The sequence below is a fragment of the Nonomuraea sp. NPDC050790 genome (assembly GCF_044456745.1).
Lineage (GTDB): Bacteria > Actinomycetota > Actinomycetes > Streptosporangiales > Streptosporangiaceae > Nonomuraea.
In genome coordinates this window covers 981,111-999,369 of record NZ_JBITGF010000004.1, presented here as the reverse complement: position 1 = coordinate 999,369, position 18,259 = coordinate 981,111, and the positions used below count along the sequence as shown (strand labels likewise).

Sequence of the window (18,259 nt, the reverse complement as noted above, 5' to 3'; positions counted from 1 at the left end):
TGCCCTGGCAGGCGGCGGATAGACCTCGTGACCATCGGCCGAGGTCACACGTGTCTCGGCGGTGCGGCTTACCCGGCTCATACCCGGGTAGCACCACCCAAGTCCCGATCAGGAGGACTGATGTCACAGACCGTCATCGATCTCATCAAAGCAGATCACCGCGACACGGAGATGATCTTCGAAATGCTCAGGCCGAGGAAATGAGCGTCACCGGCTACAGCTCGATGACCAAGGAACAGCTGATCGACGCGCTCAGCGACTAGAAGCACGCCACACAGGGGGAAACGTTTCCATGCCGAAAAAGAAGACCAAGGCGGCACAGGAGATCCCGGGACGGCCCGGCGCCGAGCAGCCGAGTCTCGCCGAGCCCGTGGAGCCTCGCGACCCGCTTCCGCCCAAACCGGACCAGCGTGGGCCAGACCCGTTCACGGCCACGGGACAACCGTCCGGTGAGACGGGGCAGACGCGCGCGCAGGGCGGGGAGTTCCTGACGACGGCCACCGGCACGCGGCTGCCCGACACCGACCACTCGCTCAAGGCGGGGCCGCGCGGGCCGACGCTCCTGCGCGACCACCACCTGCGTGAGAAGATCACGCACTTCGACCACGAGCGCATCCCCGAGCGCGTCGTGCACGCGCGCGGCGCCGCCGCGCACGGGGTCTTCCGCGGGTACGGCACCGCCGCCTCCCTCACCAGGGCCGCCTTCCTGGCCAAGGACGTCGAGACCCCGGTCTTCGTGCGTTTCTCCACGGTCCTGGGCTCACGCGGCTCGGCCGACACCGTGCGCGACACGCGCGGGTTCGCGACCAAGTTCTACACCTCGGAGGGAATCTTCGACCTGGTCGGCAACAACATCCCCGTGTTCTTCATCCAGGACGGGATCAAGTTTCCCGACGTCATCCACGCGGGCAAGCCGCACCCGGACCGGGAGATCCCGCAGGCCCAGAGCGCGCACGACACGTTCTGGGACTTCGTCTCCCTGCACACCGAGGCCACGCACCACACCATCTGGAACATGTCCGACCGCGGCATCCCGCGCTCGTACCGGATGATGGAGGGTTTCGGCGTCCACACCTTCCGGCTGGTCGCCGAGGACGGCGGCACGGTCCTGGTGAAGTTCCACTGGAAGCCGAAGGCGGGCGTGCACTCGCTGGTGTGGGAGGAGGCGCAGCTTCTGGGCGGCGTCGACCCCGACTTCCACCGGCGCGACCTGGCCGACGCCATCGAGGCGGGCGCCTTCCCCGAGTGGGAGCTGGGGGTGCAGGTCTTCCCGGACTCGGGGGACCAGACGTACGAGGGCGTCGACCTGCTCGACCCGACGAAGATCGTGCCGGAGGAGCTGGCGCCGGTGCAGCCGATCGGGCTGATGACGCTCAACGCCAACCCGGTCAACTACTTCGCCGAGACCGAGCAGGTCGCCTTCCACGTCGGTCACCTGGTGCCGGGCATCGACGTGACGGACGATCCGCTGATGGCGGGGCGCCTGTTCTCCTACCTGGACACCCAGATCACCCGGCTCGGCGGGCCGAACTTCGACCAGTTGCCGATCAACCGGCCGCACGCCCCGGTCAACGACATGCTGCGCGACGGCATGCACCAGACCGCGGTGCACGCCGGGGCGGCGCCGTACCGGCCGAACTCGCTCGACGGCGGCTGCCCGTTCCACGCACCGGACGGCTACGTCGAGGTGCCCTTCCCGGTGGAGGCCGGGGAGCGCGGGCGGCTCGCGCCCGCCTCCTTCGACGACCACTTCACCCAGCCGAGGCTGTTCTGGCTGAGCCTGTCACCGGCCGAGCGGGAGCACGTGATCGCGGCCTACACCTTCGAGCTGAGCAAGGTCTACGAGCAGGCGATCAAGGAGCGGCAGCTCTCGGTGCTGGCCAGGATCGACCCGGTGCTGTGCCGGGAGGTGGCCGCCGGGCTCGGGCTGCCGGTGCCCGACGGCGCGCCGGACGGCGACCCGCAGCCCAGCCCGGCGCTGTCGCAGGTGGGCAGGAGCTGGCCGACGGCGGGCCGGGTCGTCGGCATCGTGGCCGGTCCCGACCCCGGCACCGTCCGCACGGTACGGCAGGCCGTCCTCGACGCCGGCATGGTGCCCCTGGTCATCGCGCCGGCCGGCGGCGTCCTGCCGGGCGAGGGCGAACCGGTGGCCGTGCAGCGCACGTTCGCGGCGGCCAGATCGGTGGAGTTCGACGCGATCCTGGTGGCCGGGGCGCCGGCGCCCGCCGCCGACGCCCAGGGCGCCCGCGACGCCAAGGCGGGAGTCAGCGGCGGCCAGGTCGATCCGCGGGTCACGCTGCTGCTCGCCGAGGCCTACCGGCACGCCAAGCCGATCGGCGGCTGGGACGGCGCACAGGAGGTGTTCGCCGCCGCGGCGATCCCGGCCTCCGCGCCGGGCGTGGTGTCCGGCGACGGGGCGGACGCCGTCCTAGAGGCGGTCACCGGACTGCTCGCCAGGCACCGCGTCTGGGAACGCTTCCCGAGCTCGCTCGAGTAGTGGCCGCGCTTCCCTGTCACCGCAGGCCGAACCGGGTTTGGCCGTGCTCGCTCCGGTGAGCCGAAAGGAATGGCGGGCAACGGCAGCCCACCGCCGCCTGGCGCATCCGCAGCGTGGCATCACCGCCAGGTGCCCGGCTCCGGCGTCAGTTGTTCGTGGGCGGCGGTACGCCATTCGGTGAGCAGGACCGTGGCGTCGTCACCGAGCCGGCCGTGATGGTAGTCGAGGATGTTCATGATCAGGCGCCGGAGGGTCTCCGGCACGGGCAGGTTGCCGCTGTGGTGACGGATGATGAAGTCCACGAACTGTGCCAGCCCGAACTCACGGCCGTGCGGCGCGCCGGCTTCGGTGATGCCGTCGGTGTAGAGCAGCAGCCGGTCGCCGGGTTCGAGCTGCTCGTGGCACAAGGTGACGGGCACGCCCAGATTCATTCCCATGGGATGGGCGGGCGGGCAGGTCAAGGTGGTGCTCCACCGGCCGCCGCGGATGAGCACCGGCGGCGGATGGCCCCGGTTGATCCAGCTGAGCATGCCGGTCCGCAGGTCGAGGTCGGCCATGACGGCGGTGACATAGCGGGTGGTGCGCCCGAACTGTCCAATCAGCACCTTTTCGACCTCCGTGCTGTTGGCGGCCAGGTCGATGTCGTGGCGGCGATGGTTACGGCAGGAGGCCATGGCCAGGCCGGCGGTCAGGGCCGCCAACTGGTCGTGGCCTTCGGCGTCGAAGACGGCCAGATGCAGGGTGTCGCCGTGGAAGGCGTAGTCGAAGCAGTCTCCTCCGATCTCGTAGGCGGGTTCCATCACCGCGCCGACGGTCACCCGCGGGGTGGCGCAGGTCAGCGACGGAGCCAGCCGCCACTGCATCTCGGCGGCGACGTTCATCGGCCGCGAGCGCACCAGCCTCGAGTACGTGTCGCTGCTCGTACGCTGGCTGACCAGCAACAACGCCAGCAGCGAAGCCAGATGACGACCGGCCGGAGGTGGCGCGCTCCCGGCACCGGGCAGCCGCAGCACGCCGAGTCGTTCGGTGCCGTCCAGCAGGGGGAGCCACCACAGTTGCCCTCCGTCCTCGCCTCGCTGTGGCAAGGGGCGCACCTCCTGGAAGGCGCGTCCGGCCAGCGTGGTGTCCACACGCAACTCGCCGTCCCCGCCGTCGTCCGCCAGCGGACGCAGCACGGTCTGCTGCAGGTCGGCCACATAGATCACCACGTGGGCGAGGCCGGCCTGTGCCGCATGCCGGGTCACCAGCCCGGGAAGATCGTCCAGGGTCGCCAGGTGGCTGGCATCCAGCAGACCCTCCAGCATCCGCTCCACCCCGCTCGTCACCGCACTCACCCCTCTCCTCTCCCCCGGTTCGTCAGGGTGCGAGATGCCTGAGGACTCTGGCCAGCGTGAGTCCGTAGACGACGTGACCTGCCGCCATGACCGCGGGACGACCCGAACGGTCCTGGGAGATCGGCGGCAGAATGTCCAGGCCAGGCAGCCACCCTTGGTAGCCGGTCAGCCAGATGGCCAGCCCGTAGCCCACGCCCGCCGGGGCCGAGGTCCGGTGCCGGCCGGCGAACGCGCCGAACGTCGCCCCGGCCACCGCGCCGAACCCCAAGTGCGCCAGTGCGCCGAGCATGTTCTCGCCCGGCTTGGGGCGGTGCTTGGAGCCCGGCAGCATCGCGCGCACGACGTTCTTGGGCGGATGCTCGTTCATCAGCCCTGCCCGGCGCCCGGCGACCATGACCACACTCATCGTCAGTGTCGCCAGGACGCCTGCCGCGGCTCCCGCGGCCGTCTGTCGCAGCATGGTCTCCGCCTTAAGGGTTGAGGAGGATCTTGATGGCCCCGTCCTGCTTCTTCTGGAAGATCTCGTACGCCCGCGGCGCCTGTTCCAGCGGCAGGCGGCGCGTGACCAGGTCCATGACGCCGAGCGGATCGGCGTCCTCGCAGACCAAGGGCATCAGGTCGGGGACCCAGCGTTTGACGTGGGCCTGCCCCATGCGGAGCGTGAGGCCCTTGTCGAAGATGCGCGGCATCGGCATCGGGCCGGCCGTGCCGCCGTAGCCGCCGACGGCGGAGACGGTGCCGCCGCGCCGTACCGTGTCGATGGACCGCAGCGGGGCCGCGAGGCGGCCGACGCCGGCGTTGGTCATCAGCGGCGCGGCCGGCAGGTGGAGGCCGGAGCCCCAGATGCCGGTGGAGGTGACCTTGGCGACCGCGTCGGCCGGCTCCTTCACGGCCGGGCGGGGCGCCCGCGTGCCGCGGACGTCTCGCCTGCCGTGCCAGGTGACGGCTTTCACGGTGGTCTCCTTCGCAAAAGCACTGCTCAGGCATGGTGCGCTACCCGGATGAGGGCGGCTAAACGTGACCGACCCGACCCCGCCACCGACAGCCGAGACCGGCGACCCGCCAGGACGCATCGGCATCGGCAAGTGCCCCTGAGCATCCGTTTTGCCCGCCCCCTCGGGGGCAAACGGCAGAGATGACGACTTCACCCACGTCCTTCCGCGACCAGACGCTCAACCTGCTGGCCGGCGGATACGCCTGGCTGCCAGGGCTGTGGCGACGCGGGAACGGGAGGATGGTGCGCACGCGTGTCCTCGGACGCCGTACCGTGGCGTTGCGCGGACCCGAGGCGGTGCGGTTCTTCTACGACGAGCGCCACATGATGCGGCACGGGGCGCTCCCCGAACCGGTCCAGGCCACGCTCACCGGAAAAGGGACCGTGCACGGCCTCGACGGGCCGGCGCATCGGACGCGTAAGCACCTGTTCATGTCCGTACTCGCCGATCCCGGACGGGTCACCGCACTCGCCGAGGAGGTGGGCACGCGCTGGGACCGCCGGATGCGCGACCGGCCCGCGCATGCGCGTGTCGTGGTGTTCGACGAGGCGGCCGGGGCCATCACCGAGGGCGTGTGCGCGTGGGCGGGCATCCCGGTGGACTCCGCCGACGCCTTGGCCGCCGACATGGTGGCGCTCGTCGACGGGTTCGGCGGTCTCGGCCCGCGGCACTGGAAAGCTCGGCTGGCGCGGGCACGGCGCGAGAAGTGGCTGGCGGGCCTGCTCGCCGAGCCGGACGCGCTGCCCCCGGGATCGGTGGCCGGGCTCGTCGCGGCCCACCGCGACGAGGACGGCCAGGTCCTCGATCCGGGCATCGCCGCGACCGAGCTGCTCAACATCATCAGGCCCACGGTCGCAGTCGCCTGGTATGTCGCCTTCGCGGCCCATGCTCTGCACCGCCGGCCGGCCAACCGCGCGCACCTGCGCACCGACCCCGCCTACGCCGACGCGTTCGCCCAGGAGGTCCGGCGCTTCTATCCCATCGCCCCCTTCGTCGGCGCGTTCGCCGCCAAGGACCTGACCTGGCGGGGCGAGCGGATCCCCGAAGGGACGCTGGTGCTGCTCGACCTTCACGGCCAAAACCACGACGGCGAGCTGTGGGAGCGCCCCTACTCCTTCGATCCCGGCAGGTTCATCGGCGCCTCCGTCGGACGGGACGATCTCGTGCCTCAGGGGGGTGGCGATCCGCACACCGGTCACCGTTGCCCCGGCGAGGCGGTGACCATGGCGATCCTGCGTACGCTGGCCGTACAGCTGGCGTGGCTGGACTACACGGTGCCACGCCAGGATCTGACCATCTCCCTGCGCAGGGTACCGACCCGGCCCCGCAGCGGGTTCGTCATCACCGACGTACACAGCCGCGACGGAGTGGAGCAAAGGGGCAGGGCCGCGGCATCCGGCGATACGGTGCACCCGGGGCGAGGTCGGCGATGAGGGGTGGCCAGCAGCCCGAGTGCGCCTGAGCCAGAGAAACACCACAATGCCTGCTCTGACCGCTCACGCGGAACAGCTCCCTGGACTCGGCGTCGTGCTTGGCCGATCTCGGACGCCGGTCGCCGAATGGGCGAGCGTTGATCGGGTAGGTCGTGCGCTATGCCGGGTTTGCAGGGTTTTGGGGACGGGTTACTGGGCGGCCGCTACCGGCTGGAGGCCGAGGTCGGCCGGGGCGGCATGGGCCGGGTCTGGCGCGGACACGACGAACTGCTCGATCGCCCGGTCGCGGTCAAGGAGGTCACCCTGGACCGGCGGCCGGCGGGCGAACGCGCCGCGATGCTGAGCCGTACCATGAGCGAGGCTCGTCTGGCGGCCAGGTTGTCGCATCCGCACATCGCCGCCGTGTACGACGTGGTCGAGGCCGACGGGCGGCCATGGATCGTGCTGCAACTGGTTTCCGCTCCCACACTGGCCGACGTGCTGGCCCAACGAGGGCCGCTGCCGCCCGCCGACGTCGCCATGATCGGCCTTCAGGTGCTGGAGGCGTTACAGGCGGCACACGCCGCGGGCATCGTGCACCGCGACGTCAAACCAGCCAACATCCTCCTGGCCGGCGCCGGCCGGCACGCGGTACTGACCGACTTCGGCCTGGCCACCACCCTGATGCGGCCCGCCCAGAGCGGCCTCACCCAGGCCGACATCGTGGTCGGCACCCCTGCCTACATCTCTCCCGAGCGCGCCCGCGGCGCGCCTTCGACCGCCGAAGGCGATCTGTGGTCGCTGGGCGTCACCTTGTTCACCGCGGTCGAGGGCCGCTGCCCGTTCGCGCGGGGCAGCGCGCTGGCGACCATCAGCGCCGTCCTCACCGCGGATCCGGTCCCTTTCGTACGCGCCGGTCCGCTGGCGCCCCTCCTGACCGGTTTGCTGGCCAAGGACCCGGCACGCCGTACCCGCGCCGAAGACGCCCGCCGGCACCTGCGGCACATCATCGACAAGCCCGGCATCGCGCCGCCACCCGCGACCACGCCCGCCCCGTCGCGGGCCCAGCCGGCCGCGCGCGGGCCTTGGATCACGTACGGCCGGCCCGCGGCGGCGGTGACCGCCCTGATCGCCGGGACGCTGGCGGTCATCTCTTGGCCAGGCGCGCCGAAGGACGCTCCCGCCGCCGAACGCCCCTTCGCCGAGACGCCGGCCACGACGGTGTCCGCCTCGCCCGGCGCGGTCCTGGAGCTGAGACCCGCCTCCGCCAGACGGGACACTCCGGCCACCGGGCGCCAGGCCGAAGGGCCCGCCCCAACGGCAGCGAAGTCCCTGCCTCCGGGACAGGCGAAGAAGACCACCGGCAGTGGCACCGCCAAAAGCGGGCACAAGCTCCATTCACCCGGCAAAGGCGGCGGCAAAGGGCACAAGTGATCAGGCTGGGAGGGGCCGCCTCCTTGGAGCGTTCGGGGCATGCGGTGATATGGGGAGCGAATGAGTGAGCGTTGGGGGGTACGGCTGGCGGGTGCGGCGCGGCGGGAGTTGCGCTATGTGCGTCAGCAGGTGGCCGGGCTGGGCGAGCGGAATTCCTCTCAGCGTCTGGAACTGCGGCAGATCGCCAAGGCCACCGCGGCCGCGGTGCTGGCGTGGTTGATCGCTGAGCGGCTGCTGGCGCGGGAGACGGTGTGGTTCGCTCCGGCCACTGCGGTGATCATGGTTCACGCGACCGTGTATCGCACGGTGACCAACGGGCTGCGGCGGGTCGGCGCGGTGGCCGCCGGGGTCTTCCTGGCCGGCAGCATCGGCCATCTGCTCGGCTTGAACGCCCTCAGCCTGGTCCTGATCGTGCCACCGGCGTTGATCGCGGCGCGCTGGCACCGGATGGGACGGCACGGTTCGGACGTGGCCACCACGTCCGTGCTGATGCTGTCGTTCGGCGCCGCCTCCCAGGAGGGCTATCTGGCCGGCTACGTGGCGGCGACCGTGATCGGGGCCTTGTGTGGGGCGGGGGTGAACGCGCTGCTCTGGCCTCCGCTGTATCTGCGCCGCCCGTTCCGGGCGCTGCGCGGGCAGAGCCGGGAGGCCGCGGCGCTGCTGGAGAGCATGGCGGCGGGATTGAAAGAGCGCTGCGACCTGTCACGTCTTCCCGAGTGGGAGACGCGGGCCGCAGAACTGGATGCCCGCCTCGTCCAAACCCGGGAGGCGATCACCGACGAGGTCGAGAGCCGCCGCTACAACCTGCGCCGTTCACGTCACCCCTCCGAGGGGGACCATGCGGTGCTGCTGGGCGCGATGAGCCAGGCCGGCGTACACATGCATGCCATCGTGCGCGCGCTGGCCCACATCGAGCAGCAGCCGGGCGTGGACACCGCGACCGGCTGGATCAGCGTGCACTTCGCCCGTGACTACGCCGAACTGCTGGACACGCTGGCGGCCGCGCTCGTCCGGGTCATCCCGCCCGCGCCCGGCGACCGCGAAACCCCCCATCTGCTCGCGCGCGCTCGCGAGAAGATCGAGGCCATCCATCGGCAGATGACCACGGAGATCCGCGCCGGCGAGGTGGAGCGCCCGCAGGGCTGGGCCGCCAGCGGCAGCCTGCTCACCGACGCCGAGCGCATCCTCGCTCTGCTGACCCGTCTCACCACGCCTGCCACCACTGACGAATCCCCAGCGAGCCACGCGACACCATGACCAGCCCGCCCCGCATGTCGGTTCGCATCATGTGGATCGCCGCATGGGCGAGATCGCGATGGTGCGTGCGTCCTGGTGGAGTCCTCTCGGGTGGCTGAGTCTCGTCACCTCAGGAGGGCGCGCCAGCGCTCTGCCACTTCCATGATGTCCAGGCTGACATGTTCCAGGTACGCCGCCGTCTTGGCCAGCCGTTGCCCGACGGAGCTGTCGAGCCCGTACGTCTCGGCCACCGCCATCGTCGCGCGCGCGGTCTGGAGAGTCTGCCGCTCACTGGTCATGATCGCGTGGTACCAGGCATCGTCGTCGATCACGTAGATGTCGCGCCGGCGCCGCGGGTCACGCTCGCGCCGGACGAATCCCTGCCGGAGCAGGAAATTCACGGCCACGGAGACGGAGGCCGGGCTGACGTTCAGCCGCCGGGTCAGCTCGGCGGCGGTGCGTCTGCCGTCCTCCGACAGCAACAGGTCGCGATGCACCCGTGCGGTTATCCGCGGCATCCCCGCTCTGACCGCCCTTTCCAGGAGGTCCTCCTCCATGAGGCCCTCCGGCGGTGTGTCCGCGCGCGGTGCCGTCCGTGTGCCGCGCCGTGCCCGCTGGATCGTCGCCTGGTGCGCTTGCTGGGGCCGGTAGTCGGCAGGCCCGCCGTTGCGTGCGATCTCCCGGGTGATCGTCGAGGTCGGCCGGTTGAGCCGCCGGGCGATCTCCCCGTAGGAGAGCTTGGCGGCCAGTCCGGACGCGATGTGCTCGCGCTCCCGCTGGGTCAGTCGTCCTCCTGGCATGCCGCCAGTGTTGTCTTAGGTGCCAGCCATTGCAACAAAGCCTTGCATTCGAGCTCAGCGCCATTGCTCCAATTTGTGGCCTTTCATCTGGGAGGACCACTTTTTCACGATTGACAGTATTCCTAATGCAACCTAGCTTTCGATCCATAGCAAACACGTACTATCGCGACGCAGGGATCAGCCATGGAAGAAACCCTCCCCACCGCCGAGAACACCAGGGCCGCTGCCGGACAGGACCGCCCCGAACTGCAGCAGGCCATCCAGGCGATCGTCGACGCCGGATTCCTCGGCGTGCAGACGCGGGTCAACGATGAGCAGGGCGAGTGGGTCGGCAGCGCCGGGCGGCGCAAGCTCGGTACGAGCGCGAAGCCGGCGACCGACGGACTGTTCCGGATCGGCAGCAGCACCAAGACCTTCATCGCGACGGTGGTGCTGCAACTGGTGGCCGACGACGTCCTCCGCCTGGACGAACCGGTGGCCGACCACCTGCCCGAGTTCAAGCTGGACCGGAAGATCACCTTGCGGATGCTGCTGCAGCACACCAGCGGACTGCCCAACTACACCGGCGAGTTCCGCGCGGACGGATCGGTCGAGCCGGGCATCGCCGCAGGGGGCAAGGAATGGGCGGACGCCCGGTTCAGGACCTATCAGCCGGAGGAACTGGTGCGGTTCGGGTTGTCCAGGCCGGCGCGGTTCGAGCCGGGGACGAGCTGGAGCTACTCCAACACCGGCTACACGCTGGCTCAGCTACTGATCGAGAAAGTCACCGGCCAGTCGATCGCCGATGCGATGAAGCAGCGCATCCTGGACCCGCTCGAACTGCGAGGCACGCTGGCGCCGGGCACCACGGACCTCCCCAGGCCGTATGCCCATGGCTACTTCCGCTACCAGGACGCCGCCGAGGAGTGGAAGGTGATCGACGTCACTCGCCAGGACCCGTCCATGGCGGCCGGCGCCGGCGACATGATCTCCACTACCAAGGACCTCCACACCTTCTACTCCGCGCTGAACATAGGCCAGCTCCTGCCGGCCAAGCTGCTGGCCGAGATGCGCAGGCCACACCCGAAGAGCGCCGGCCCCTTCGGCGGCTACGGCCTCGGGACATACGTGCAGGACCTCGGCGAGGGCTTCGGCACCGTCCTGCATCACAACGGCAGCACCGCGGGAGGCTACGTGGCGGTGATGTACGGCACCCCCGACGGTAAGAAGACCTGGACCGCCTCCATCACCTACGGAGACACCGCCCCCGACCTGGCAGCCTTCGCGAAGGCCCGGGACAACCTCCTCAAGCAGGTCTTCCGCGACGGATCGGCCGACACGTCCCTGTAGACGAGGCCGAGCCCTCCAGGACCCGCACCCCTTGAGGCGATCGTGAATCTCCGGCTCAAGGCAACGAACCGCAGCGCCATTCGCCGCGGTCAGGATCCGGTTTCGGCGTGCCGGCGGCGGTGTCCCGCCGGGCATCTCCGCGCGGCCGCCGGCCGGGCTGTCCACGGATCGCCCTGCCGGCCGGCAACGCCGCCGACGTGCCCGCGGACACCAAGGCTGCGCGCCCGGGGATGAGTGCGTGGCGGCCCTGGCAACCCATGTGGGGGGCGTCAGGTGGTGATCAGAGCCGCGATGCCGTCGAGGATCAGCTCCAGGCCGAACATGAACTCGTCCGCGGGGTCCTGGCCGGCCGAGGCGTGCAACGCCGTGGAGGCGAAGAGCCGGGCCGCCTCGGGAAAACGGTCGGGTGCCGCCAACCGGCCGAGCGCGATCGCGTACTCACGCTCGCTCCGCGGCTGGTCGAGGCGGCCCTGCGCGAGTTGCTGCTCCAGGGCTCTGACGGTGCGGACGTAACCTCCCAGGAGGTTCAGGATGCCGAGCTTCTCGGGCCAGTCGAGTCCTGTCTCACGTACGGCGCGCAGCAGCGCCTCCATCCAGCCGATCGCGTTCGGGCCACGCGGGGGACCCGAGATCGGCACCTGCGCCAGCCAGGGATGGCGTCCGTAGACCTGCCAGTTGGCCACCGTCCACTGCCGCAGGCCCTCCCGCCAGCCGGCGGCGGCGTCGATCGCGGGCGCCGGGCCGATGGCCAGGTCGCTCATCAGGTCCGGCAGTTCGTCCTTGGAGCCGACGTAGCGATACAGCGACATCTTCGTGAAGCCCAGCGCCTCGGCGACCTTGGGCAGGGTGGCACCCGCGAGACCGTCGCGATCGGCGAGCTCGACCGCCTTGAGCACGACCTGATCCACGTCCAGTTCGGCAGGGCGGCCGCGCCGGTAGCCGGGCAAGAGCCGCCACAGCCGTTTGAGCTGCGCGGGAACCTCCCCCTCGGACGACTCCCCTTGCATACCGACCTCCTGTGACACATTAACGTCCTACAGATAGTATCTATCAGACATTAACTATTCGAGCCGAAGGGAGGCCCATGTGTGGACGCGGATGTCCTCCGACGACATCGCCGCGACGGACAGGACCGACTGGTATCAGGACGTGGTGGCGCGAACCATCGCACCCCACCGCATAAAGATCGCGGACCCCGCCGGCTTCCACGCGTCCGCCAAGGTGCTGAAGCTGGGCCACGTGGAGGTGTCCCGTCACGTACAGTCCGATCACCGATCATGGCGTACGCCCCGGCTGATCCGTCACAGTGACCCGGAGACCTACCTCTTCGGGCTCATCACGCGCGGCCGGAAGGCGATCTCCCAGCGGCGCACCGTCAGCACCGCGGGGCCGGGGGACGCCGTCCTGTTCGACACCTCCCATCCTTACATGGCCGGATCCCCGGGCCCCGAGGTCACGGCGGTGACCGTCCTTCACGTCCCCCGTGCCCTGATCGGCCTGCCTCAGGACCGGCTCGACGCCGCGCTCGGCCGCCGATTCACCACCCGGCAGGGCATCGGCGCCGTCTTCCGCCGCTTTCTCACCGCCATCGACGCCCACGCCACCGAATGCGCGCCGTCGGAGCTGCCGGCACTGGAGCGCACCACCCTCGAACTCCTCTCCGGACTCCTCGCCCAGCAACTCGGCGCGTGGCCACACCTTCCGGGCGAAGCGCGGGAGCAGGTACTGCTGCGCCGTATCGACGCGTTCATCGATCGCCATCTGGCCGAGGTGTGGCTGACACCACGCAACGTCGCCGCCCGCCACCACGTGTCCGTCCGCGCCCTGTACTCGCTGTTCGAGGGCCGGGGCGAGACGGTGGCCGCCGCCATCCGGCGACGCCGGCTGGAGCGCTGCCGGGAAGACCTCACCCGCCTCCCGCTGCCTGTGGGGGAGATCGGCGCTCGCTGGGGTTTCCCGAACGCGTCCTCCTTCAGCCGCGCCTTCCGTCGCGCCTATGGCGCCTCGCCCAGTTCCTACCGCCAACCACCGACGGGGACAGCGTGAACAGCCGGTGGCAGCGCATCGTCGTCGCGATCCTCCTCGTCCTGGCGACGACGGTCTTCCTGATCATCGTCGGCATGTGGATCCTTCTCCTGGTCGCCGGCCCCGACTGAAGATCTCCGTACGCAGTACTGTGTGTCTCACTCAGCGTTTCTTGCCAGGAGGGTGCGCCGCGGAATCTCCCGCGCCGCCGACCTGGACGCGACCCACCACCGCGCCATCGCCGAGATCTTCGGCTCGGACTTCGCCCCTTCTCCAAAGATCCGAAAGGGCCATCAAGCGGGCCGGCGTGGGCGGCCAGGATGCGCCACCCGCGCTCGTTCGTATGAGCTCATCCGTCCGGCGAACCTGCTTTGCATCCGGGTGGCGCCGGTTGTCCGGCGGCCCGGTCGGCCGCGTGATCCCCCTGGAACGAGGGTCAAGCCTGCCTGTTCCAGTCCTCCATATCGGTGATCATGTCCTCCTGGCCTCCGATGACCTCGCGTCGGCCCAGCTCCAGGAGGATTTCCCGCACGGGTACGCCGTACTTGTCCGCGGCGCGCTTCGCCGGGTGGAAGAAGGTGGAGTACAGACCGGCGTAGCCGAGCAGGAGCGCGGTCTCGTCGACGATCTGCGGTTCCGTCATCAACGGCGCGATGAGGCGTTCGGCGACCTCGATCAGTGCGAGGACGTCGACTCCCGGGCTGTGACCGGCACGTTCCAGCGCCGCCGCGAGAGCTTCCGTCTGGGCGTTGCCGGCGCTGGCTCCCAGACCTCGGAGCGAGCCGTCGATGTAGGTCGCGCCGTTCTCGACCGCGGCGAGCGCGTTGCCGACGGCCACGCCCAGGTTGTGGGCGTGGAATCCGATGTCCGCCTGGACCGCCTCGCGCAGCGCGGCCACGCGGGCACGCGGGCACGCGGGCACCGGCGGAGCCGGGCACGAGCGCACCGGCGGAGTCGACCACGTAGATCACCTGCGCGCCGTAGGAGTCCAGTTTGGCGGCCTGCTCGGCGAAGGCGGCGGGTTCGAGCTTGTGGCTCATCATCAGGAAGCTCATGACACGCATGCCGTGCTCGCGGGCGTGGCGGATCGGCTGCTCGGCGCAGTCGGCACTGGATGGAGGAGGCGCCGATGCCGATGCCGTGGGCGACCTCGATGACCCGGACGCCCGCCCGGTCGAGGCCCCTGGCCACCGCGCCCACCCGTGCGGGTGTGAACGTGTGCGAGACGCTGCTCATGCCGTCACGCAGGCTGGTGTCCACGAGAGTGATCATCGGATGGCTCCCAGGGTCTTCTCCGCGATCCGTTCGGCGACGGCGGTCGCGGCGGCGGTGATGATGTCGAGGTTTCCCGCGTACGCGGGCAGGAAGTCGCCGGAGCCCTCCACCCGGACCATGACGGTGACCAGGTCGCCGTCGATCTCCAGGAGTCGCAGCCGGTACCTGGTCGATCGCGTACAGGATGGGGATGGTGGCCTGTCCCGCGCAACTGACCATGTTGAGGTTCCGCGCCCTGCGGGTGATCGTCGAGGTTGACCGCGGGCACGACCCAAGGGCCCACCGACGCGGGCGTCAGGTCGATCGCGGTGATGCCCGCGGCCTCGTAGCGTGGCGCGGCCGCGGTGTGCACCCTCGCCTAGGTCGCCTCGAACACCAGCGGCGGCAGGTCCGATCGGCTGAGCAGCCAGTCGACGCCCTCCGCGGACACCTCGACGCCGAGGTCCCTCGCCCGCCGAAGCCCGTCGCCGGCGGGGTCGATTCCGATCATGAAACGTGGATCGACGCGTTCGGACCGGCGCAGCTTGAGAGCAGATCCGTTCCGATGTTGCCTGAGCCGACGATCGCCGCCGGGACTTTCACGGGCATGCTGACGCCCTCCTTGTGACCGTTTTCAGGGGTACGCGGGCTCAGCCGCGTACCGGCCGATGGATCTCGACCAGAAGTTCCAGTTCGACGGGTGCGTTCAACGGCAGCGCCGACACCCCGACCACCGAGCGGGCTGGTCACCCGTGCGTACGGCCGGCACGTAGCTCGCGATCGGCGGGACGGCCTTCGGCAACGTCAGCCCAAGCGCCTCCAGACGTCGTTCGGGATGGGTCGTCTCGCTCATCGGGGGCCGCCGTGCCAGTCAGGCATCGCCCGCTCGCCGATGGCGACCTCGTAGGCCGCATGGGCGAGCAGCCGGGTCGAGTCCAGCGTCGGCAGGCAGGAAACATCGGGCGTGACCAGCAACGGGATCTCGGTGCAGACCAGCGCGACCGCGTCACAGCCACGGGCGGCCAGCCGTTCGATGACGCGGAGGTACGCCTGGCGTGAGGGCTCGCTGATCACGCCGTTCACCAGTTCCTTGAAGATGATGTCGTTGACGAGTTCCCTGTCGTCGGCGTCGGGCAGCACCGCGGCGATCCCACGGGCGGCGAGCGCCCGAGGGTACAGCGGCCCGTCCATCGTGTACCTGGTGCCCAGCACACCGACGCGCGTACGTCCCTCGGCCGCGGCCTGGTCCGCGACGACCTCGGCGATGTGGAGACCCGGCAGCGGGAGGTTCGCGCCCGGCACCTCCAGAGCCAGGTGGGCGGTGTTGTCCGGGCAGACGAAGAAGTCGGCGCCGGCCAGGGCGAGCCGCCGCGCGCTGGTGGCCAGGGTGGCTCGGACGCTCGCGTGATCTCCGCTGTCCCAGGCGGGCATGCTGTACCCGAAGGCGATGTAGTCCAGGGTGATGTCGGGATGCTCGTTACGACCGGTCCGGCGGAATCCTTCCTCGCAGAAGGCGAGGAAGCACAGCGCGGCTCCTCCCGTGCTGTGAGCGAGAACTCCAAGGTGTTTCACGACGGCTCCGGCGTTTCCAGGAAGCGGGACGTCTTCATTCTTCACCGGAGCAGCCCATATCCCTACTGCGAGGCATCGATCGATATAGCATCCATGCTGTGGAGGCATGGCTGGATCTGCGGTTGCTGGGATACGTGGTCGCGATCGCCGAAGAGGGGTCCATCAGCGGAGCCGCCCGCCGCCTGCGGCTGACCCAGCCGACCCTGAGCCGGCAACTGCGTGAGCTGGAACGACGCCTGGGAGCCGAGTTGTTCGCCCGCGCCGGCCGCGGCCTCCTTCCCACCGCGGCGGGCGAGGCGCTGCTACGGCGGGCCGTACGCATGCTGGCCGACGCCGAAGCCACTCTGAACGACGTGCGGCTGGCCGCCGAGGGCAAGACCGGCCGGGTGACGATCGGGTTCGCCGGCTCGGGAATCAACGGCGCGCTGGGCGACACGCTCGGCCGGCTGCGAGCAGAACTTCCCGACGTGGACCTGTCGCTGGTGGAGCTGTTCGACGACGCCGAGATGTCGGCCGGGGTCCTGGACGGAAGCCTCGACGTGGCGGTGCAGCGACTCCCGGTCCGCGACGCCCGGCTCGCCACCCGAGTCTGGACGCGCGAGCCGTTGACCCTCTTCCTGCCGGCCGGACACCCCCTCGCCACGACCCGTGAGCCGGCACCGGTCACCGTACTCGCGGAGATCCCGCTGGTGCTGTGGCCACGCGAATCCGCGCCGCACGCGCACGACGAGATCACCGCGTTGTGCCACCACGCCGGGATCGTGCCGCGCGTCGGCGCACGCGGCCGGACCGTTCAGACCATCCTCGCGCTGGTCGCCGCCGGGTTCGGCGCGGCCGTGATGGCCGACTCCTATCGGGTGCTGCACCGAGAGGGCGTGACATCTCGGCGGCTCGCGGGTACCGCCACCACCTTGCACCTGGTCTGGCGGGACGGGGAAACGGACCCGCTTCTCACACGGTTCATGACCGCCCTGAACGCCGTGAAGCCTCGCCATCGCGCGATGAACGACCCGGGACGCGGGTAGAGCACACCGGCCCTTTGATCAGGTGGTCGCGGGGACACCGCCACCACTTCCGCAGCCGGGCCGCGCCCCATTGAGATCGCCACCCGGATCGCCGGCTCAGTGACGCAACCATCGGGTCAGAAGCGTTCACCGTCACATGTCCGCGGCGGTTCCCGACGTCAAGGAGACGGCGTAATGATCGAGGAACAGCCGGGCGATCAGGTCGCCGCGTGAACCGGTACCGGATTTGGCGAAGATCGACTTCAGATGGTCCTGCACGGTGTACGACGACACGTGCAGCCGACCGGCGATCTGCTTGGTCGACAAGCCTTTGGCCACCAGTTCGGTGACCCGGCGCTCGCTGTCGGTGAAGCCGTAGGCATCGACCATCAGGGGCGCCAACTCGGCGGGGCGAGCGGCTTCCAGCATCACCGCGACCTGCGCTTCCGGGCCGTCATTCAGCAGCGAGCCGCGGACGATCAGCCACCGGCCGGCCCGGGTACGCGCTCGGGCTCTGGCCGGCCGGAGATCGATCGGCGCGGGTGCCGTACTCGTCGCCGGGCCGCAGAGGGAACGAGCCTGGCGAGCGACAGCGGAGATCACCAGCGGCAGCCGAGCGCCCGCTCTGTCACCTGTGCCCAGCTCCTCCAGCCAACGATCCGCTGCCCTGTTGGACATGCGTACGCCGTCATCGGCGTCGAGGACCAGCAGGCCGACGTCGTCGTCACCGGCCTGTGCGGCACCGAGCAACATGCCGCGCCGTAGTCCATCGGTGATCAGGGGGGCGATCGACGACACGAACTCAACCTCGGCCAAGGAGAAGTACGGGCGCTTCGCCTCCCGGAACACGGTCAGTTGCCCCCATGTCCCCGTGCTGCCGGCGAGCACCACCCGCAACTCGTCGGAGAATCCCCCGGGGCGACGGATCTCCCGCTGGCGCGGGCTGCGGTCGAGGTCACCGGCGGTCGCCTCGCTCAGGCTGCCGGCCGGGCGGCCGGCCTGGGCGAGCTGTGCCCACGTGTTGAAGTCCGGCTCACGCACCTCGATCTCCACGAGCCGGAGCAGCTCTGCCGCGGGCAGGCCGTTCTCCACGAACTCCGCGGTCGGAAGCATGGTCGCCGGGTCGGTCGTCATCAGGCAGGTGCCTTCGGCGGGTACGGCCCTGCCCAAGGCATCGCCGACGGCCCGCGAGAACTCGGCCACGCACAGCCCTCGGTGAGCCAGCCTGACGATCTTTTCGCGGACGCGCGCACGCGCCGCCACCGGGTTGACCACGATGGGGATCTTATGACGATCGGCGGCATCATCCCAGAAATCTGGGATTCAACCCGGTTGGACGATCTCGCATGCTGGGCGCAGGTCAGTAT

General features: G+C 70.1%; 17 protein-coding genes and 1 pseudogene. 7 read left to right on the top strand and 11 right to left on the bottom strand.

Annotation, left to right across the window (positions count from 1 at the left end):
• The first annotated feature begins 292 nt into the window (after positions 1–292).
• On the top strand, positions 293–2,497 hold the full coding sequence (locus ACIBEJ_RS25050; protein ID WP_397185219.1) for a catalase: 2,205 nt from the start codon (positions 293–295) through the stop codon (positions 2,495–2,497).
• Positions 2,498–2,616: 119 nt separating this feature from the next.
• Here the strand turns inward: ACIBEJ_RS25050 and ACIBEJ_RS25045 are convergent, their stop codons facing one another.
• The 3 genes from ACIBEJ_RS25045 to ACIBEJ_RS25035 are packed head-to-tail and all read right to left on the bottom strand — an operon-like array spanning position 2,617 to position 4,784.
• Complete coding sequence (locus ACIBEJ_RS25045; RefSeq protein ID WP_397185218.1) at positions 2,617–3,831, bottom strand: PP2C family protein-serine/threonine phosphatase; 1,215 nt, start codon at positions 3,829–3,831, stop codon at positions 2,617–2,619.
• Positions 3,832–3,853: 22 nt separating this feature from the next.
• Positions 3,854–4,291, bottom strand: a complete 438-nt coding sequence (locus ACIBEJ_RS25040; RefSeq protein WP_397185217.1) for a DUF6789 family protein — start codon at positions 4,289–4,291, stop codon at positions 3,854–3,856.
• Positions 4,292–4,301: 10 nt separating this feature from the next.
• The gene (locus ACIBEJ_RS25035; protein ID WP_397185216.1) at positions 4,302–4,784 is read right to left on the bottom strand and encodes a hypothetical protein; all 483 of its coding nucleotides are present in this window, start codon (positions 4,782–4,784) and stop codon (positions 4,302–4,304) included.
• A 182-nt stretch (positions 4,785–4,966) separates the two neighbouring features.
• Here ACIBEJ_RS25035 and ACIBEJ_RS25030 point away from each other — a divergent pair, with 182 nt between their 5' ends.
• The 3 genes from ACIBEJ_RS25030 to ACIBEJ_RS25020 all read left to right on the top strand — a co-directional run bounded on the left by ACIBEJ_RS25030 (position 4,967) and on the right by ACIBEJ_RS25020 (position 8,929).
• Positions 4,967–6,259, top strand: a complete 1,293-nt coding sequence (locus ACIBEJ_RS25030) for a cytochrome P450 (RefSeq protein ID WP_397185215.1) — start codon at positions 4,967–4,969, stop codon at positions 6,257–6,259.
• A 159-nt stretch (positions 6,260–6,418) separates the two neighbouring features.
• Positions 6,419–7,672, top strand: coding sequence for a serine/threonine-protein kinase (locus tag ACIBEJ_RS25025; protein ID WP_397185214.1), 1,254 nt, complete (start codon positions 6,419–6,421; stop codon positions 7,670–7,672).
• Between the two features lie 117 nt (positions 7,673–7,789).
• Positions 7,790–8,929, top strand: coding sequence for an aromatic acid exporter family protein (locus tag ACIBEJ_RS25020; protein WP_397185213.1), 1,140 nt, complete (start codon positions 7,790–7,792; stop codon positions 8,927–8,929).
• Between the two features lie 104 nt (positions 8,930–9,033).
• Here the strand turns inward: ACIBEJ_RS25020 and ACIBEJ_RS25015 are convergent, their stop codons facing one another.
• Positions 9,034–9,708: a helix-turn-helix domain-containing protein gene (locus tag ACIBEJ_RS25015; RefSeq protein WP_397185212.1), complete on the bottom strand. Its 675-nt coding sequence runs from the start codon at positions 9,706–9,708 to the stop codon at positions 9,034–9,036.
• A gap of 183 nt (positions 9,709–9,891) precedes the next feature.
• Between ACIBEJ_RS25015 and ACIBEJ_RS25010 the strand changes: the two genes are divergently transcribed.
• A complete protein-coding gene (locus tag ACIBEJ_RS25010; protein ID WP_397185211.1) occupies positions 9,892–11,037 on the top strand; it encodes a serine hydrolase domain-containing protein in 1,146 nt (381 codons plus the stop codon).
• A 269-nt stretch (positions 11,038–11,306) separates the two neighbouring features.
• Here ACIBEJ_RS25010 and ACIBEJ_RS25005 read toward each other — a convergent pair whose 3' ends face one another.
• Positions 11,307–12,044, bottom strand: a complete 738-nt coding sequence (locus ACIBEJ_RS25005) for a TetR/AcrR family transcriptional regulator (RefSeq protein ID WP_397185210.1) — start codon at positions 12,042–12,044, stop codon at positions 11,307–11,309.
• A gap of 79 nt (positions 12,045–12,123) precedes the next feature.
• On the opposite strand from ACIBEJ_RS25005, the gene ACIBEJ_RS25000 reads away from it, so the two are divergent.
• Positions 12,124–13,083, top strand: a complete 960-nt coding sequence (locus ACIBEJ_RS25000; RefSeq protein ID WP_397185209.1) for an AraC family transcriptional regulator — start codon at positions 12,124–12,126, stop codon at positions 13,081–13,083.
• A 415-nt stretch (positions 13,084–13,498) separates the two neighbouring features.
• On the opposite strand, the gene ACIBEJ_RS24995 is transcribed toward ACIBEJ_RS25000, so the two are convergent.
• From ACIBEJ_RS24995 to ACIBEJ_RS24975, 5 genes and pseudogenes are all read right to left on the bottom strand, one after another.
• The gene (locus tag ACIBEJ_RS24995) at positions 13,499–14,008 is read right to left on the bottom strand and encodes a hypothetical protein (RefSeq protein ID WP_397185208.1); all 510 of its coding nucleotides are present in this window, start codon (positions 14,006–14,008) and stop codon (positions 13,499–13,501) included.
• A gap of 230 nt (positions 14,009–14,238) precedes the next feature.
• Positions 14,239–14,298 (bottom strand): annotated as a pseudogene (locus tag ACIBEJ_RS24990) (hypothetical protein); the annotation flags it as partial.
• A 32-nt stretch (positions 14,299–14,330) separates the two neighbouring features.
• A complete protein-coding gene (locus ACIBEJ_RS24985) occupies positions 14,331–14,456 on the bottom strand; it encodes a hypothetical protein (protein ID WP_397185207.1) in 126 nt (41 codons plus the stop codon).
• 239 nt (positions 14,457–14,695) lie between these two features.
• Complete coding sequence (locus ACIBEJ_RS24980) at positions 14,696–14,827, bottom strand: hypothetical protein (RefSeq protein WP_397185206.1); 132 nt, start codon at positions 14,825–14,827, stop codon at positions 14,696–14,698.
• 338 nt (positions 14,828–15,165) lie between these two features.
• On the bottom strand, positions 15,166–15,888 hold the full coding sequence (locus ACIBEJ_RS24975; protein ID WP_397185205.1) for an aspartate/glutamate racemase family protein: 723 nt from the start codon (positions 15,886–15,888) through the stop codon (positions 15,166–15,168).
• Between the two features lie 98 nt (positions 15,889–15,986).
• Between ACIBEJ_RS24975 and ACIBEJ_RS24970 the strand changes: the two genes are divergently transcribed.
• A complete protein-coding gene (locus tag ACIBEJ_RS24970; RefSeq protein WP_397185204.1) occupies positions 15,987–16,913 on the top strand; it encodes a LysR family transcriptional regulator in 927 nt (308 codons plus the stop codon).
• A 132-nt stretch (positions 16,914–17,045) separates the two neighbouring features.
• Here the strand turns inward: ACIBEJ_RS24970 and ACIBEJ_RS24965 are convergent, their stop codons facing one another.
• On the bottom strand, positions 17,046–18,167 hold the full coding sequence (locus ACIBEJ_RS24965; protein WP_397185203.1) for a helix-turn-helix transcriptional regulator: 1,122 nt from the start codon (positions 18,165–18,167) through the stop codon (positions 17,046–17,048).
• Positions 18,168–18,259: the final 92 nt, after the last annotated feature.

What these genes read in the sequence shown, in the direction of transcription:
- ACIBEJ_RS25030 (WP_397185215.1), top strand. Translation starts at nt 4,967, where the DNA reads ATGACGACTTCACCCACGTCCTTCCGCGACCAGACGCTCAACCTGCTG.
- ACIBEJ_RS25050 (WP_397185219.1), top strand. Translation starts at nt 293, where the DNA reads ATGCCGAAAAAGAAGACCAAGGCGGCACAGGAGATCCCGGGACGGCCC.
- ACIBEJ_RS25040 (WP_397185217.1), bottom strand. Translation starts at nt 4,291, where the DNA reads ATGCTGCGACAGACGGCCGCGGGAGCCGCGGCAGGCGTCCTGGCGACA.
- ACIBEJ_RS25015 (WP_397185212.1), bottom strand. Translation starts at nt 9,708, where the DNA reads ATGCCAGGAGGACGACTGACCCAGCGGGAGCGCGAGCACATCGCGTCC.
- ACIBEJ_RS25005 (WP_397185210.1), bottom strand. Translation starts at nt 12,044, where the DNA reads ATGCAAGGGGAGTCGTCCGAGGGGGAGGTTCCCGCGCAGCTCAAACGG.
- ACIBEJ_RS25025 (WP_397185214.1), top strand. Translation starts at nt 6,419, where the DNA reads ATGCCGGGTTTGCAGGGTTTTGGGGACGGGTTACTGGGCGGCCGCTAC.
- ACIBEJ_RS24980 (WP_397185206.1), bottom strand. Translation starts at nt 14,827, where the DNA reads ATGATCGGAATCGACCCCGCCGGCGACGGGCTTCGGCGGGCGAGGGAC.
- ACIBEJ_RS24985 (WP_397185207.1), bottom strand. Translation starts at nt 14,456, where the DNA reads ATGGTCCGGGTGGAGGGCTCCGGCGACTTCCTGCCCGCGTACGCGGGA.
- ACIBEJ_RS25010 (WP_397185211.1), top strand. Translation starts at nt 9,892, where the DNA reads ATGGAAGAAACCCTCCCCACCGCCGAGAACACCAGGGCCGCTGCCGGA.